14 protein-coding genes and 1 pseudogene are annotated in these 16156 nt (G+C 61.9%); 3 read left to right on the top strand and 12 right to left on the bottom strand.

Annotation, left to right across the window (positions count from 1 at the left end):
• Window positions 1-11 precede the first annotated feature (11 nt).
• Window positions 12-314 carry a chorismate mutase gene (locus DS839_RS28430; protein WP_368911971.1) on the bottom strand — a complete coding sequence of 101 codons (303 nt, stop codon included), beginning with the start codon at window positions 312-314 and terminating at the stop codon, window positions 12-14.
• The gene (locus tag DS839_RS28425; RefSeq protein WP_119273896.1) at window positions 311-2485 is read right to left on the bottom strand and encodes a ComEC/Rec2 family competence protein; all 2175 of its coding nucleotides are present in this window, start codon (window positions 2483-2485) and stop codon (window positions 311-313) included. The genes DS839_RS28430 and DS839_RS28425 overlap by 4 nt, the downstream gene beginning before the upstream one ends.
• Before the next feature lie 80 nt (window positions 2486-2565).
• On the opposite strand from DS839_RS28425, the gene gltX reads away from it, so the two are divergent.
• On the top strand, window positions 2566-3990 hold the full coding sequence (gltX, locus tag DS839_RS28420) for a glutamate--tRNA ligase (RefSeq protein ID WP_119273895.1): 1425 nt from the start codon (window positions 2566-2568) through the stop codon (window positions 3988-3990).
• A gap of 61 nt (window positions 3991-4051) precedes the next feature.
• Window positions 4052-5383: a citrate synthase gene (gltA, locus tag DS839_RS28415; protein ID WP_119273894.1), complete on the top strand. Its 1332-nt coding sequence runs from the start codon at window positions 4052-4054 to the stop codon at window positions 5381-5383.
• Between the two features lie 64 nt (window positions 5384-5447).
• Here gltA and DS839_RS28410 read toward each other — a convergent pair whose 3' ends face one another.
• The 8 genes from DS839_RS28410 to pyrH form a co-directional block, all read right to left on the bottom strand.
• Entirely contained in the window at window positions 5448-6056 is a 609-nt protein-coding gene (locus tag DS839_RS28410; RefSeq protein WP_119273893.1) for a TetR/AcrR family transcriptional regulator, read from the bottom strand.
• A 408-nt stretch (window positions 6057-6464) separates the two neighbouring features.
• On the bottom strand, window positions 6465-6941 hold the full coding sequence (fabZ, locus tag DS839_RS28405) for a 3-hydroxyacyl-ACP dehydratase FabZ (protein WP_119273892.1): 477 nt from the start codon (window positions 6939-6941) through the stop codon (window positions 6465-6467).
• Between the two features lie 113 nt (window positions 6942-7054).
• Complete coding sequence (bamA, locus tag DS839_RS28400; RefSeq protein WP_119273891.1) at window positions 7055-9418, bottom strand: outer membrane protein assembly factor BamA; 2364 nt, start codon at window positions 9416-9418, stop codon at window positions 7055-7057.
• Window positions 9419-9529: 111 nt separating this feature from the next.
• Window positions 9530-10663 carry an RIP metalloprotease RseP gene (rseP, locus tag DS839_RS28395; RefSeq protein WP_119273890.1) on the bottom strand — a complete coding sequence of 378 codons (1134 nt, stop codon included), beginning with the start codon at window positions 10661-10663 and terminating at the stop codon, window positions 9530-9532.
• 140 nt (window positions 10664-10803) lie between these two features.
• Complete coding sequence (locus DS839_RS28390; protein ID WP_119273889.1) at window positions 10804-11652, bottom strand: phosphatidate cytidylyltransferase; 849 nt, start codon at window positions 11650-11652, stop codon at window positions 10804-10806.
• A gap of 1 nt (window position 11653) precedes the next feature.
• Window positions 11654-12388: an isoprenyl transferase gene (locus DS839_RS28385; protein WP_368911970.1), complete on the bottom strand. Its 735-nt coding sequence runs from the start codon at window positions 12386-12388 to the stop codon at window positions 11654-11656.
• A 35-nt stretch (window positions 12389-12423) separates the two neighbouring features.
• Window positions 12424-12990 (bottom strand): ribosome recycling factor, encoded by a 567-nt coding sequence (gene frr / locus DS839_RS28380; protein ID WP_119273887.1) that lies wholly within the window; start codon window positions 12988-12990, stop codon window positions 12424-12426.
• Between the two features lie 5 nt (window positions 12991-12995).
• Complete coding sequence (gene pyrH / locus DS839_RS28375; RefSeq protein ID WP_119274045.1) at window positions 12996-13715, bottom strand: UMP kinase; 720 nt, start codon at window positions 13713-13715, stop codon at window positions 12996-12998.
• 94 nt (window positions 13716-13809) lie between these two features.
• Between pyrH and DS839_RS28370 the strand changes: the two genes are divergently transcribed.
• Entirely contained in the window at window positions 13810-14391 is a 582-nt protein-coding gene (locus tag DS839_RS28370; protein ID WP_119273886.1) for an ASCH domain-containing protein, read from the top strand.
• Between the two features lie 4 nt (window positions 14392-14395).
• On the opposite strand, the gene tsf is transcribed toward DS839_RS28370, so the two are convergent.
• Window positions 14396-15316: a translation elongation factor Ts gene (gene tsf / locus DS839_RS28365; protein WP_119273885.1), complete on the bottom strand. Its 921-nt coding sequence runs from the start codon at window positions 15314-15316 to the stop codon at window positions 14396-14398.
• Window positions 15317-15382: 66 nt separating this feature from the next.
• Window positions 15383-16141 (bottom strand): annotated as a pseudogene (gene rpsB, locus DS839_RS28360) (30S ribosomal protein S2); the annotation flags it as partial.
• Window positions 16142-16156 lie beyond the last annotated feature (15 nt).

Below are 16156 nucleotides of genomic sequence, written 5' to 3'. Positions count from 1 at the left end.
CCGCGCCATGCTTAACGATCGAGCGCGCGTTCCTCATAGGCAATGAACTGCTCGATCATCTCGCGCCACAAGGCGACGGCAAGATCGGGCTCGAGCTTCTCCGCCTCAGCCAATTCGCGCACGCGCGCCAAGACCTCTTCGATCCGCTCCGGTATGCGGGCCGGCAGCTTTTCGGCGCGCTTGATCTCGATGACCTGCTCGACGCAACGCTGGCGTTTCGCGAGGAGTGTCACGAGCTCGCTGTCGAGAACATCTATCTGCCGGCGCAGATCGCGGAGCGCGGCAGTGGCTTTTGAAGACGGTTCCTGCATCATGGCCGCAGCTGAGCACCTTGGCCCTTGCCACGCGATGTGTCCTTGCGACGCGGCTCAGGAGTGATGGTCCATGGCCTCAAGCCCTGCAGGCCGCGCGCGGTCTCAACCCGGACAGCACCGCCATCGACATAGAGGGCATGGGCGCCCATGCGCCACACCGAGAAGCGGTCTATGCGCAGCGGCACCGAACGGCAGCGCCCGCGCAAGGGAAAAGCGGCGATGAGGATGTCCGCTTCGCCGCAAGGTATGGTCATGACGAGCTTCTCTTCGGAGAGATAGAGAAGGCGCTGGCCCCTGACCGCGGCGCGGCAGACAGATCCTTCACAGATCCAGCCTGTCCGATGTGCCGCTTGTGTTGGCGTTGCGCCGTCGCCATCGACCCGCAGCCATTGGCTGACCGCAAAGCGGCCGCGGCGCGGCTGCGCCGGGACGAGATCGCCGCTGTCGTTGCGGACCGCGACATTCTTGGCTTCCGGGTCGACATAGATATCGGGTCCGTGGACGAAGGTCGCAGCGAAGAGCGCGATGCCGGCGATCGGAAGAGCGACCAAGCGCACGAACCCTTTGGCCAGGCACAGCACGACACCTGCGAGCGTCAGCAGCAAGGCCGGGGCCAGCGGCAAAGCGGGTATGCGGCCTTGCGCTCCGGGCAGGCTCACGACCCAATCTGATACGGACTGAACCCAAAGGAGGCCCATATCCATCACATGCAAAGGCAGGGTCTCGAGCCCGAAAGGCATGACGAGCACCGATGTCATGCCGGCTGTCATGACAACCGACATCGCCGGCAAAGCCAGAAGATTGGCGATCAGGCCATAAGGGGATAAGCGGCCGAAATGATAGGCCGCAGCGATCGAGGACATACCGCCCGCCGCGAGGCTCGTGAAAGCCGCCGCGCAGAATGCCCGCCAGATAAACGTCGCGGCGCGATGGATCACGCCCTGGTCGTTGCCTTCTCCCCGCGCCAGCCAGCCGCTCCAGACTTCGTAAAAGGCAAGAAGTCCCATGACCGCGAGAAAGGACATTTGCAGGCTGGCCGTGAGAGCGGCTTCGGGAGAGATGATGAGGATGATCAGGGCGGCGATGGCGAGATTGCGCATCGACAATCCTGGGCGGTCGACGAGAATGGCGATGAACATCACAGCCAGCATGATGTAGGAGCGCTGCGTAGCCACCGATGCGCTCGCCATCATCATATAGACGAAGCCCGTCGCGAGGCCTGCGATGGCGGCCCATTTCTTGATCGGATAAAGGGTCGCCAGCGTCGGTGAGAGGGCCAGTAAGGCGCGCACCAGCCAGAAGGTAAAGCCGGCCACCAGGGACATGTGAAGGCCCGAAATGGAGAGGATGTGGGCGAGGCCCGACGCCTGGAGGCTGTCATTCACTTCGCGCGGGATGGTACCCCTTTCACCGGTGATCATCGCCTCGGCGACACCGCTGCGACCGCTGGGCAGCACCGCGCGGATGCGCTCGCCGATCGTTTCGCGCAGGGCTTCGAGGCCGGCACGGAAGCGCAAGCGCCATGAGGGATCCGTTCCGGCCATGGCCACTTCGCCATAGAGCCTGCCCGTCGCCCCGATCCCGTCGAACCACAGGCCGCGGCCATAGTCATAGCCGCCCGGCACCACAGGGGTGGGCAGCGGGAAAAGCTGCGCCTTGGCCGTGATCATTTGCCCGGGCCGCAAGGGAGTGGCACCCGTCATGGTGACCCGGGCTCGCGCGGGGATGCGGGTCACGCCCTTGCCGGTGAGCTCGACAATGCGCAGGATCGCCACCGCGCGCTTGGCCCCGCGCCTCTCGAAATCCTCGACGACGCCGGTGAGCAGCGCCTCCCCGGTCGGCGCGCGCAGCATCGGCGCCGACACCCATTCGGTCCTGGCCTTGATGAGGCAGAAGCCGATCAACGCCAATAAAAGGATGCGGGCTGCGGCGCTGCGTTTTGCCTGGGCGCTGAAGACGAGGAGCGCCAGGATCGCTGCGATCACCGCAAAAGCCAAGGGCGGCGGCTCGCGCGGCAGAGCGAAATAGATGGCAATGCCGGCCATCAGCCAGACGGGCGACCAGAGGAAGAAGTTTCCGCGTTGGGCGGCAAGGATGGCCCGCGCCTTGTCGCGCCACGGGGCTCGTTCCGTGCCCTCCTCAGCGACCGTGCCCTGAACCCAGTCCGCCACGCCACCGCCCCTTTGACCGGCTTTCCCCTTGTGCTAAGCCCGGCCCAATCCCTGACCCATCATTGCCAAGAAAGGCGGCCATGTCATCGTCCGTCGTTACCCGTTTTGCCCCCTCGCCCACCGGCTTCCTGCATATTGGCGGCGGCCGGACCGCTCTGTTCAACTGGGCCTATGCCAAGGCCCAAGGCGGCAAGATGCTGTTGCGCATAGAAGATACCGACCGGGAACGCTCGACGCCGGAAGCCGTCGAGGCCATTCTCGACGGGCTGACCTGGCTCGGCCTCGATTGGGACGGCGAGGCGGTGTCGCAATTTGCCCGGGCCTCGCGTCACCGCGAGGTGGCCGAGATCCTGCTCGCCAAAGGCCACGCCTATCGCTGCTATTGCACGCCCGAGGAACTGCAGAAGATGCGGGAGAAGGCCGAGGCCGAGAAGCGCCCGGTGCGCTACGACGGCACCTGGCGCGACCGCGATCCCGCTTTGGCGCCTGCCGGCGTGAAGCCCGCGATCCGTTTCAGGGCGCCGCAGGAGGGCGAAACCGTCGTCAACGACCATGTGATGGGCCGCGTCGTGTTCCAGAACAAGGAACTCGACGATCTCATCATCCTGCGCTCCGACGGCAATCCGACCTACAACCTCTCCGTCGTCGTCGATGATCACGACATGGGCGTCACCCATATCATCCGCGGGGTCGATCACCTGACCAACGCGGCCCGCCAGATCCAGATCTACAGGGCAATGGGCTGGGCGGTGCCGGAAATGGCGCACCTGCCGCTGATCCACGGGCCGGACGGCGCCAAATTGTCGAAACGCCACGGCGCCCTCGGCGTCGAGGCCTATCGCGCCATGGGCTATCTGCCGGCAGCGCTGCGCAATTACCTGGCGCGCCTCGGCTGGAGCCATGGCGATGACGAGATCTTCTCGACCGATGAGATGATCTCATGGTTCGGCTTCGACGGCCTCGGCAAGTCGCCGTCGCGCTTCGACTTCGTCAAGCTCGAGAATCTGAACGGCCATTATATGCGCTCGACGCCCGACCATGAGCTGGTCCAGGCCTTCCTCGGCTTCCTGCCGCATGTCGCGGGTGGCCCTGAGCTCCTGGCGCGGATCGATGCGCCGATGCGCGCCAAGCTCACGCGCGCCATGCCTGGCCTCAAGGAGCGCGCGAAGACTCTTCTCGATTTGATGAAGAGCTCGCACTTCCTGTTCGCGTCGCGCCCGCTCGTCCTCGATGAGAAGGCCAGGCAGATCATGGCCGATGGCGGCGTCGCGGCGCTGCAAGCGCTTCTGCCGGTTCTGAGCGGCGCAGAGTGGAACGCCCAAAGCCTTGAAGCGGCGGTGAAAAGTCATGCGGAGGCGACCGGCACCAAGCTCGGCAAGTTGGCGCAACCGTTGCGCGCGGTGCTCACCGGCACAAGCACGTCTCCTGGTATCTTCGATGTCCTCGATGTGCTGGGCCGGGAAGAGTCATTAAACCGTATTGAGGATGGCCTTAAGTTAAGTTGACCGTCATGCTGCAGTGCAATAAACTTGCCTGAAATCAGCGGAAAATGGCAGGACCACAACCATGACAAACGCAGCCGCCAAGAAACCCACCGAAGTGGCGCAGGAAGAGACCGCCACCCTCACCCTCAACAACAAGTCTTACGATCTGCCGGTGAAGAAGGGCACGCTCGGCCCCGATGTCGTGGATATCGGCCATCTCTATCGCGATGCCGGCATCTTCACTTACGATCCGGGTTTCACTTCGACGGCGGCGTGCGAATCCGACATCACCTTCATCGACGGCGATGAAGGCGTGCTGCTCTATCGCGGCTATCCGATCGATCAGCTGGCCGAGCATGGCGATTTCCTGGAGACCTGCTACCTGCTCTATTACGGCGACCTGCCGACGCCCGCCCAGCGGCGTGAATTCGAGCATGCGATCACCATGCATACGATGATCCATGAGCAGATGACCCGCTTCTATCAAGGGTTTAGGCGCGACGCGCATCCGATGGCGGTCATGGTCGGCGTGGTCGGCGCGATGTCGGCCTTCTATCACGACTCGACCGACATCAACGATCCCAAGCAGCGCGAGATCGCGTCGAGGCGCATGATCGCGAAGCTGCCGACAATCGCCGCCATGGCCTACAAGTACCATATCGGCCAGCCGTTCGTTTATCCCAAGAACGACCTGTCCTATGCAGCGAACTTCCTGCGCATGTGCTTCGCGGTGCCGTGCGAGGAATACAAGGTCAATCCGATCCTGGCGCGCGCCATGGACCGCATCTTCATCCTGCATGCCGATCATGAGCAGAATGCCTCGACCTCGACGGTCAGGCTCGCGGGCTCCTCCGGCGCCAACCCCTTCGCCTGTATCGCGGCCGGCATTGCCTGCCTGTGGGGTCCGGCGCATGGCGGCGCCAACGAGGCCGCCCTCAAGATGCTGGAAGAGATCGGCGATCCCAACAATATCCCCTCCTTCATCACCAAGGTGAAGGACAAGAATTCGCATATCCGGCTGATGGGCTTCGGCCATCGGGTCTACAAGAACTACGATCCGCGCGCCAAGATCATGCAGAAGACGGCGCATGAGGTCCTGGGCGAGCTCGGCATCAAGGACGATCCCCTGCTCGATGTGGCGCGCGAGCTCGAGCGGGTCGCTCTCAATGACGGCTACTTCATCGAGCGCAAGCTCTATCCCAATGTCGATTTCTATTCGGGCATCATCCTCAGGGCCCTGGGCTTCCCGATGAGCATGTTCACCGTGCTGTTCGCGGTGGCGCGCACGGTGGGCTGGATCGCCCAATGGAAGGAGATGATCGAGGATCCCTCGCAGCGCATCGGCCGCCCGCGCCAGCTCTATACCGGGGCCGTGCAGCGCGATTATGTGCAGATGAGCAAGCGCGGGAAGTAGCGCCAACATATCTTATTGATTTGTGGCGCAAAACCTCATCGGCGAAAACTTCGCTGGGACGCGCTTAACGTGTAAGGGGTTCCCAGGCGGCCATTGCCCCCTCCACCGCCGCCAGCAAGGCGGCGCGCGGCACGCCATCGCCGGCGCGGAAGCCGAGGCCCTGGATGACGGTCGTGTAAAATGCGGCAATGCGATCGAGATCGAGGTCTGAAGAGAGCTCGCCCCTTTCGACCGCCCGCGCCAGCCTGTGCCTGATGACCTTGGGCGCACGCTGTCTGATTGCCTGCAGATAGGTCTGCGCACCCCGGTTGGCGGGCGCGCAATTCACGGCACCGAGGACCAGCAGGCAGCCATGCGGCTTGTCCGGCTGCGAGAAGGACTCGACCGTCAGCCGCAGCATCGCTTCGACGGTGGCGCGCACCGGCTTGTCCTCCCGCAGCAGGATCTGCACGGGGGCGTCGCCAATGGTCGTGGCATAGAGATTGGCCGCCTCGCGGAACAGCTTCTCCTTCGAGCCGAAGGCGTTGTAGAAGCTCGGCGGGGTGATCCCGCCCATGGCAGCCTGCAGGTCCTCGAGCGTCGTGCCCTCATAGCCCTGTGCCCAAAAGACCTCCATGGCGCGATGAAGCGCCTCTTCGCGATCGAACCGGGCGGGCCTGCCTTTTCTTGCCATCGGACCCCTTTCTGTAGCTCGGACTACAAAATACTTGCCGCCTGGCCGCGATCTCAACGGCTGACCTGCTGCGCTCTGCCGGTTGAGAGGTTTTTCCGTAACTCACACTACAAAATAAATCCCAATCGCCAGCAAGCGGGATTCTGTTTCTGTGCACAGGTAAGTGCCCGCTTGTGGATCTCAACGGGCGGACTTGCTGCGCTCTTCCCGTCGGAGGGATTTTCTGTAGCTCAGACTATGAAATATTCGTGGATCGCCGGAGGGCAGGTTCTTTATTGTATTTCAGACTACAATATTAGACGGCGGAGATAACGAACTCATGTCATTCGACTTTGTTGACCGTCGACAACACGGTCAGACCTCCGGCGCACTGGTTTTCTGGCTTAAGCGGGCAGTCGCTGGACGCAGCTATTGCCCACGCTCATTCATGAGCATGGCGCCGATTTCGGCTTCGGCCACCTTCTTGCCGTCGACGATAGCCTCAGCGGCATAACGCCAGACGGGTGGCCGGCGCTGGATGAGTCTGACCGGAAAACGCACCGTGTCGCCCGGCACCACCGGCTTGCGGAAGCGGGCCTTGTCGATCGACATGAAGAAAACCAGCTTGCCGGCATGCTCATCGCCGAGCTGGTGAAGAACGAGCGCTCCTGCCGTCTGCGCCATGCATTCGATGAGAAGCACACCCGGCATGACCGGCCGGCCGGGGAAATGGCCCTGGAAGAACGGCTCGTTCATGGTGACATTCTTGATACCGACCCCGGATTCCTCGCCGTCCAGCTCGACCAGCCTGTCGATCAGCAGGAATGGATAGCGATGCGGCAGAAGCTGCATGATCCGCGCTATGTCGGCGCTTGCGAGCGTTCTGGGTTCCGCGGTGTCAGCCATGCCGTATATCCTCAAACGACAACGGACGGCATGAAACCGCCGTCCGTTGAAACATGTATCGCTTTGCCGACACGCCGTCTAGCACACGGCTTCACGGCATCCCCGGCAGGGCCCTAGAAACGAGTGCCGACGGAGAAGCGGAACAGCTCTTCCTCGTCATAATCGGTCTTGATCAAGGGATAAGCGACATCGACGCGCAGCGGACCGAAAGGCGACTGCCAGATGATGCCGGCGCCGACCGAGAGGCGGAAGGCCATGGTATCGAAGACTTCGCATTCATCGCTATCGCCGCCGGGCTCGCATATGCTTCCGGGTTGCGCTTTCATCGTTTCCTCAGGCGCTCCGAAGACCGTGCCGAAATCGGAGAAGACCGCGCCTTCGAGTCCGAACTCTTCCGGAAGGCCCAACGGGAAGGTCGTCTCCACCGTGCCGATGGCATAGGTATAGCCGCCAATGGCGTCGGTATCACCATTGGTATTGCTCATGCGCGGGCCGACACCGCCGCGCTTGAAGCCGCGGAATGTATCGGATCCCTTGAAGAAGCGGTCCTGGATCGGAATGTCGTCGCTGGTCAGGGGCTCCATATGGCCGGCATTGGCTTCGAGCTTCAGAATGACGCCGTCGAAGAACAACGGCATGAAATAATAGGCCGAGCTATCGAGGCTGGCATAGTAGACATCACCGCCAAGGCCGGCGATTTCGAGCGTGCTCTTGCCGCGGAAGCCCTTGGTCGGCCTGCTCGGACTGTCGAGATCGTCATAGACATAGCCGGTGGCGATGGAGGACTTCCAGGTGACGCCCTCGGAGTCGAGGATAGCCGGCGACACATTATTGCGCTCGTCCTCGTCGACAGTGACGTCGCGGCGGGAGAGCGTGTATTTGAAGCTCAAGGCCTGCCATTCATCGAGACGGAAGCCGGTGCGCAGCGCGCCGCCATAGCGCGTGCTGTTGTATCGCGCCGTATCGGTATCGCTCGAGCGCGTGGCGAAGAGGTCGAAGCCCGCCGCCAGGGGCATGTCGAGGAAATAGGGCTCGGTGAAGCCGAAATCGAGCGACTGCCGGTCCCAGCTCAATTGCGTGTCGAGCCTGACATTCTGGCCGCGGCCAAGGAGGTTGCGCTCCGTGATACTGATGCCGCCGATGACGCCGTCCGAGGTCGAGTAGCCCGCCGTCAGGTTGAGCGAGCCGGTCGATTTCTCGACCACCTCGACGATCAGGACCACCCGGTCGGGTGCCGAGCCCGGCTCTTCGCGCATGTCGATCTTCTCGAAGAAGTCGAGACCGGTCAGGCGGCGGCGGCCGCGCTCGACCAGCACGCGGTTATAGGCATCGCCCTCGTAGAGGCGCAATTCACGGCGGATTACCTCATCGAGCGTGCGGGTGTTGCCGATGATGTCGATGCGCTCGATATAGGTCCGCGGGCCCTCGGTGATGTTGTAGGTGATGTCGAGCTTGCGGTTGGGCTCGTCCTTCTTGATGTCGGGTTCAACCTTGGCGAAAGCATAGCCAGCCTTGCCCGCTTCGATCGTGATGTTCTCGACCGACTTGTCGACCTTGGTCGCGTCATAGTCCTCGCCCGGGGTAAGCCTCACCGCATTGCGCAAGGCCTCTTCATCGAGATTGGTGTCGCCTTTGTTGATGGCGACACTGTTCACCGTGTAGAGCGGACCTTCTTCGACGGTGAAGGTGATGTAGAAGCTCTCGCCGTCCGGCGCCAGCTCGGCGTCGGCGGAAATGACGCGGAAGTCGGCAAAGCCGTTCTTCAGATAATAGCGGCGCAGCAATTCCTTATCGTAATTGAGCCGGTCGGGATCGTAGCGGTCGGCGGTGGACAGGAACTTCCACCAGGCCGTCTCGGCCGTGGTGATCTGTCCTCTGAGGTCGCTGTCGCTGAAGGCTTCGTTGCCGACGAAAGTGATGCTCTTGACCTTGGTCTCGGCCCCTTCGGTGATCTCATAGATGAGATCGACCCGGTTCTGCGGCAGGCGAATGATCTTGGGCTCGACGCGGGCCGAATAGAAACCGGCGCGGCGGTAGACGGCGATGATGCGCTGGACGTCACTCTGCACCTTAGCGCGAGTGAACATCGTGCGTTCCTTGAGCTCGACTTCCTTTTCGAGATCCTTGTCCTTGACCTCGCTGTTGCCCTCGAAGTTCACCCGGTTGATCATCGGGTTCTCTTCGACCGTTACAACAAGATTGTTGCCGCGGCGGAAGATGCGGACATCGGAGAAGAGTCCAGTCTGGAACAAGGTCTTCAGCGATTCGTCGATCTTCTCGGAATCGAACGCATCGCCCGCACCAATCTGCATGTAGGAAAGGACTGTTTCCGTCTCGATGCGCTGATTGCCCTCGACAATCACGCGCGCAACGGTTTGAGCTTGAGCGGCGGTTGCGAATTCCTGGGGTGCTACGACCGGGAGCGCAAACGACAACAGAGACGCAAAAACTGCGACGATGACTGACTGATAACGCATTCCCTAGTATTCAATCCCCTGCTAAGCGCCCGTTCGCTCAAGAATCCCCTCGCCCGGGTGCCGTTTTACGCTGTTTCATAGCGAATGCAAATGAACTTTTTTTGCCTTATTTCAATAAGCTAGGTTTCCAAGCACGGCGCGCATCAGATCGTTCATATTGCCCACGAGCATGATGAAAATCACCACCACAAAACCGATCCTGAAGCTCCATTCCTGAGCCTGCGGCCCCAGCGGTTTGCGGCGGATGGCTTCGATTGCATAGAAGACCAGATGGCCGCCATCGAGCATTGGAATAGGAAAGAGGTTAATTAATCCAATACTCACGGACAGCAGGCCGATCATGCCGATATAGGGGAAAATTCCGCTCGATGCGGCATCGCCCGAGAGCTTGGCCATGGTGCCGACGCCGCCGAGCTGAGCCAGCGTATCCTGGCCGACGATCAGGCGGCCGACATATTTGATCGTCAGCTCCACGATGCGGCTGATCTCATTGGCCGACAATTGCATGGCGCGCATCAGCGAAACGTCATGGAAATTAGACGGATCCTGGCTCGCCGCCGCGCCGATTTTGCCGATGGTGAACTTGCCATAGAATTCGCGGTCGATGACTTCCGCAGCCGGGGTGATCGTCAAGGCAACCGGTTCGCCGGAGCGATCGATATCAAAGACCAGGCTCTTTCCGGGGCTGTCGCGGACAACAAGCACTATATCGTTGAAAGCCTGTACTTTCTTGCCATCGACCTTGAGCACGAGGTCGTTCGGCTTGAGGCCGGCCTGCTCCGCCGGCGAGCCGGCAATGACCTCGCCGATCCTGGGGCCGGGCACCTGATCACCCAAGAGGAAGAAAGCGGCGGCAAAGAGGACGAAGGCGAGAATGAAATTCGCGACCGGCCCCGCAAGAACGACAAGAGCGCGCTGCCAGATGGGTTTGCCGTGGAACTCATCCGGCTGCGCCGGCGTATTGGCATCGGGCAGGCTCGTAACATTGAGATCACCGGCGAATTTCACATAGCCGCCGACCGGCAGCCAGCCGATCTTCCATCTCGTGCCATGGCGATCGTTCCAGCCCCAGATCTCGCGCCCGAAGCCGATGGAGAACACATCCACCTTCATCCCGCACAGGCGCGCGACTTTGAAGTGGCCGTATTCATGAATGAAAACAATGACGGTGAGAGCGACCAGGAGGGCGGCGATATAGCCGCTATAGGCGAGGATGGTTGCCGGAAAGATTGCGAGAAAGTCCATACTGATTTCCCTGTGTCAATTCCGGTCTAACTCACCGGCCGGATTTGTTTTTCGCAAAGCCCGTGCCAGTCAAGCCGTCGGTCTGCACATTCGTTAACCACGAAAGCCCGCCATTGCGACAACATTTCGGCACTCTAGGGTTACTGGACAAAAAGTTCGTTACCGTTGCCAAAAAGTCGCGCTGCGACGACAATAACGGCGAGGAACAGCGCGGCCGCGACGAGGCCATCGACACGGTCGAGAACGCCGCCATGGCCGGGGATGAGCCGGCCCGAATCCTTGATACCGTAATGGCGTTTCAAAGCGGATTCAAACAGATCGCCCATTTGCTCGACGACGGCCAGCACGCCGCCGAGAACGGCCAGAATGACAATATTCGCCGAACCGGCCGCGTAGCCTACGCCAATTCCTGCCGCCACCCCGCCCGCGACCGCTCCCCAAAGCCCGGCCCATGTTTTTTTGGGCGATATAAGGGGCGCAAGTTTGGGGCCGCCGATCAAGCGTCCGGCAAAATAGGCGCAGATGTCGGCAGCCCAGACCACCGCGAACAGCCACATGATGGTGAGCATGCCGGCATGCGATTCGCCTCTCAGGATCACGAAGGCCATCGCCGGCAGCCCGACATAGGGCACACCCGCCAGTACCCAAAGGCGCAGCTTGCGCTTCTGCGCCGCCGCCAATGCCGCGCTCACGGCGGCGATCACCGCGATGACGAGAAGGCCTGCCGGCCAGTCGAGCGAGAGCGGAAGGAACGCTCCGCATAGCCCGGCGGCAGCGTGCAGGGCGAACTGCGAAGAGCTGCGGTCATGTACGATGTTGGTCCACTCATGCGCCATCATCACCGCGAGAAGCGCCACCAGAAGGTGAAACCAGGTATCGCCCAGCCAGACATCGAGCAGCACGGCCGGAATCAGTATGGCGGATGAAAGCGTGCGTATCCCGAGATCCCGCCAGTTGGCGCTGCGCACCTGATCGGGGATTTCGGCCATTTCAGGCAGATTGCGCCGTCAATCCGCCGAAGCGCCGCTCGCGCGTCAGATACTCGGCAATGGCGCGCTGCATCGTTTCGCGATTGAAATCAGGCCAATATTCGTCGACGAAGACGAACTCGGTATAGGCGCATTGCCACAAGAGGTAGTTCGACAGACGCTGCTCGCCGCTGGTGCGGATGAGAAGGTCGGGATCGGGGATGCCCTCCGTCGCCAAATGGCTGCCGAGAAGCTCGGGCGTGATGGTTTCAGGCGCGATGCGGCCTTCCTTCACCGCCAAAGCGAGGTCGCGCGCGGCTTTGGCGATCTCCTGCCTGGAGCCATAGTTGAAGGCGACGACGAGCGTCAGCCCGGTATTGGCCCTGGTGCGCTCTTCGGTTTCCGCGATCAGCGTCACGATATCGGGGGCTAACCCAGAGCGCTCGCCGATGATGCGGATGCGCACATTCTCGCGGTGCAATTCGGCGACGTCCTGGCGGACGAAATGGCGCATGAGGTCGAGCAGGAAGGAGACTTCGGCGGGCGGCCGGGACCAGTTCTCGGAGCTGAAGCTGAAGATGGTGAGATATTTTATGCCCATCTCGCCGGCAGCCCTGACCGCCCGGCGCAATGCCTCGACGCCCTTGCGATGGCCGGCGGAACGCGGCAGCCCCCGTGCATGCGCCCAACGGCCATTGCCATCCATAATGATGGCGACATGCCGCGGCATGGCGGCACTGCCGGCGTGATTATTCATCGAATGGCCCCTCATGGGCTAGGTCGTGACGCCGCTCAGACCTGCATGATCTCGCCTTCTTTGACCTTGAGCGCGGCATCGATTTCCTTGATCGTATCATCGGTCATTTTCTGCACTTCGTCCGACTTGTCGCGATGCTCATCCTCGCCCATGTGATGGCCCTTTTCGAGCGATTTGAGCTGGTCCATGCCGTCGCGACGGACATTGCGCACCGCGACGCGGGCCTTCTCGGCATATTGATGCGCAACCTTGACGAGTTCCTTGCGGCGATCCTGGGTGAGATCGGGCATGCGCAGGCGGATGACCTGGCCCTCGGTCTGCGGATTGAGGCCCAGATTGGACGCCCGGATCGCCTTTTCGACCGCGATCACAAGTCCCCTGTCCCACACCTGGATCGACAGCATGCGAGGTTCCGGGACCGTCACGGTGGCGACCTGGTTGAGCGGCATCGATGCCCCATAGGCATCGACATGGATAGGATCGACAAGGCTCACGGCGGCGCGTCCGGTCCTGAGGCCGCCGAAATCGTGCTTCAACGCCTCGACCGCGCCGTGCATGCGCCGTTTGAGTTCCTTCGCATCGAATGGGGTTGGTTGTGCCATGGCGTTCAGTCTTTCGTCACAATCGTAAATTTGCCCGATCCTTGAAGGACCTCGAGCACCGCGCCGGGCGTGCGGATCGAGAACACAACTACCGGAATCCCATTATCCCGCGCAAGCGCGATGGCAGCCGGGTCCATGATGCGCAGATCGCGCGCCAGTATATCGTTGAACGTGATGTGATCGAAGCGCTTGGCGGACGGATCGACCTTGGGATCGGCGGAATAGACGCCATCGACGCTGGTGCCCTTGAACAGCGCATCGCAGCCCATTTCGGCCGCCCTGAGGGCCGCTCCCGTATCGGTGGTGAAGAACGGAAGGCCGGTTCCCGCCGCGCAAATGACCACCCTGCCCGCTTCGAGATGATGGACCGCCTTGGCGCGCGCATAGGTCTCGCACACGGTCGGCATGGCGATCGCCGAGAGGACGCGGGCATCGATGCCTTTTCCTTGCAGCGCCCCTTGCATGGCGAGCGCGTTCATGACCGTCGCCAAAATGCCCATATGGTCGGCGCTGACCCGGTCCATGCCCTTGGCGGCCTGGGCCATGCCCCGGAAGATATTGCCGCCGCCAATGACCAGGCTGAGCTGGACGCCAGTCTTGAGGGCGTCGGCGATTTCGGAAGCCACCCGGTCCACTGTGCCAAGATCGATGCCGAAAGGCTGCGTCCCCATTAGGACCTCGCCGGAAACTTTCAGGAGGACGCGCTTGAAGGCAAGTTTGGCCATGTTCACCCGAGGGAAAAATGGAAGGATTGGAGGCAGATAGCATATTTTTGCGCCGGCGGCTGCGATTCGTAAGCTCTGCCGGTAGCGAGGTCAAATGCTGTTCAAATCAACCACAGTCGAGGGCATTCGCAAGGGGCGCATCACCCTCGCTTTCCGGCACTGGCCCAAAGCCCGCGTGAAGGCCGGCGGCGAGATCCGCACCTCTCTCGGCGTGATCGGCATTGTCGGCGTCGATTCCGTCGCCATGACCGCCATTTCCGAGACAGACGCCCGCAAGGCCGGCTATGCGACGCGCGCGGCCCTGCTCGCGGACATCAGGCGGTTCGGCAACGGCCAAGTCTACCGGATCCAATTGTGCTTCGCCGGAAACGATCCGCGCGCAAGCCTGCGCGAGAAGCTTCCGGCCAAGGATGACAAAACGGAAATTTCACGGCGGCTGGCACGGCTCGACAAAGCGAGCCCGAACGGACCATGGACAAAAACCGTTCTGGCGCTGATCGCCGATCATCCTGCGATCCGCGCCGCGGATCTTGCGGCGCAGCTCGGCTGGGAAACGGCATATTTCAAGATAAGGGTGCGCAAGCTCAAGGAGCTCGGCCTGACCGAAAGCTTGGAGGTCGGCTATCGGTTGTCGCCGCGCGGCGCCGCCTATGTGAATGCGGCGCCGCGGGCGTAAGGGATCAGGCGCCGGCGGCCTTGGCCACTTCGGCGGCGAAGTCGTCTTCCTTCTTCTCGATGCCTTCGCCGAGCTGCATGCGCACATAGGCGGTGATCTTCACCGGAGCGCCCACCTTGTTGCCGGCTTCGGCCAGGACCTGGCTCACCGACTTGGCGCCGTCATGGACATAGGCCTGCTCGAGGAGGCAGTTCTCCTTGGCATAGGACTTGAGACCGCTCTCCATGATCTTCTCGAGCACCTTTTCGGGCTTGCCGGCATTCTTCTCGGCGAGAATGGCCTTCTCGCGCTCGATCGTCTCCTTCGGCACGCCGGCGAGATCGAGAGCGACCGGATTGGTCGCCGCGACATGCATCGCCAGCATCTTGCCGAGCTGGGCGAGCTCTTCCTTCTTGCCGGTCGATTCGAGCGCCACGATCACGCCGATCTTGCCGAGGCCGGGCGCGATCTGGTTATGCACATAGCTGCCGATGACGCCGTCCTTAACGCCGACCGCGGCGGTGCGGCGCACCCCCATATTCTCGCCGATCGATGCGACCATCTCGGCCACATACTCGGCGACCGCGTGCTTGGAGCCTGGATAATGGGCGACCTTCAGCTTCTCGGTATTGCCGCCGGCTTTGAGGGCGAGCTTGGCGATCTCGGCGACCATCGCCTGGAACTTGTCGTTCCTGGCAACGAAGTCGGTCTCCGAATTGACCTCGACCAGGGCGCCGGTATTGCCGTCGACCGCAAGCCCGACCAGCCCTTCGGCGGCGACGCGCGTCGATTTCTTCGCCGCCTTGGCGAGGCCTTTGGCCCGGAGCCAATCGACGGCGGCGTCCATGTCGCCATTGGTGGCGGCGAGCGCTGCCTTGCAGTCCATCATGCCTACGCCGGTCTTCTCGCGCAGGTCCTTCACCATTGCTGCGGTGATTTCAGCCATGTTTTTCCTCGTGGGGTAAGAGAGTCCGCCTAAGCGGCGGACTCGGGGTCTCGATAGCGATCAGGCGTTGGCTGCTTCCGGCAGCTCTTCGCCTTGCGGATTCTCGGATTCGCCGATGTCGCGGCCTTGGCCGCGCTGGCCCTGCGAAATGCCTTCGATGCAGGCGCGGCTGACGAGGTCGCAATAGAGCGTGATGGCGCGGCCGGCATCGTCATTGCCCGGGATCGGATAGGTGACGCCCGCCGGATCGCAATTGGTGTCCAGGATGGCGACGACCGGGATGCCGAGACGGTTGGCTTCCTTGATCGCCAGCTGCTCCTTGTTCGTGTCGATGACGAAGATGATGTCGGGCGTGCCGCCCATGTCCTTGATGCCGCCCAGCGCCTGCTCGAGCTTGTCCTTTTCGCGCGTCAGCGTCAGGAGCTCGCGCTTGGTGAGGCCCAAACCTTCCTTCGACACCGTCTCCTCGAGCTGGCGCAAGCGCTTGATCGAGTTGGAGATCGTCTTCCAGTTGGTCAGCGTGCCGCCGAGCCAGCGCGAATTGATGTAATACTGGGCCGACTTCTTCGCCGCATCCGCAATGCCGTCCTGGGCGGCGCGCTTGGTGCCGACGAACAGCACGCGACCGCCGCGGGCGATCGTATCGCTGATGGCGAGGAGCGCCTGGTGCAGCAGCGGCACGGTATGGGCGAGGTCGATGATATGAATGCCGTTGCGCGAACCATAGATGTAGGGCTTCATCTTGGGGTTCCAACGGTGGGTCTGGTGACCGAAGTGCACGCCCGCTTCCAACAGCTGGCGCATAGTGAATTCTGGCAGAGCCATGCCTAATGTCCTTTT

This window comes from Taklimakanibacter deserti (assembly GCA_003574785.1).
This window is presented reverse-complemented; position numbering and strand designations above follow the sequence as displayed.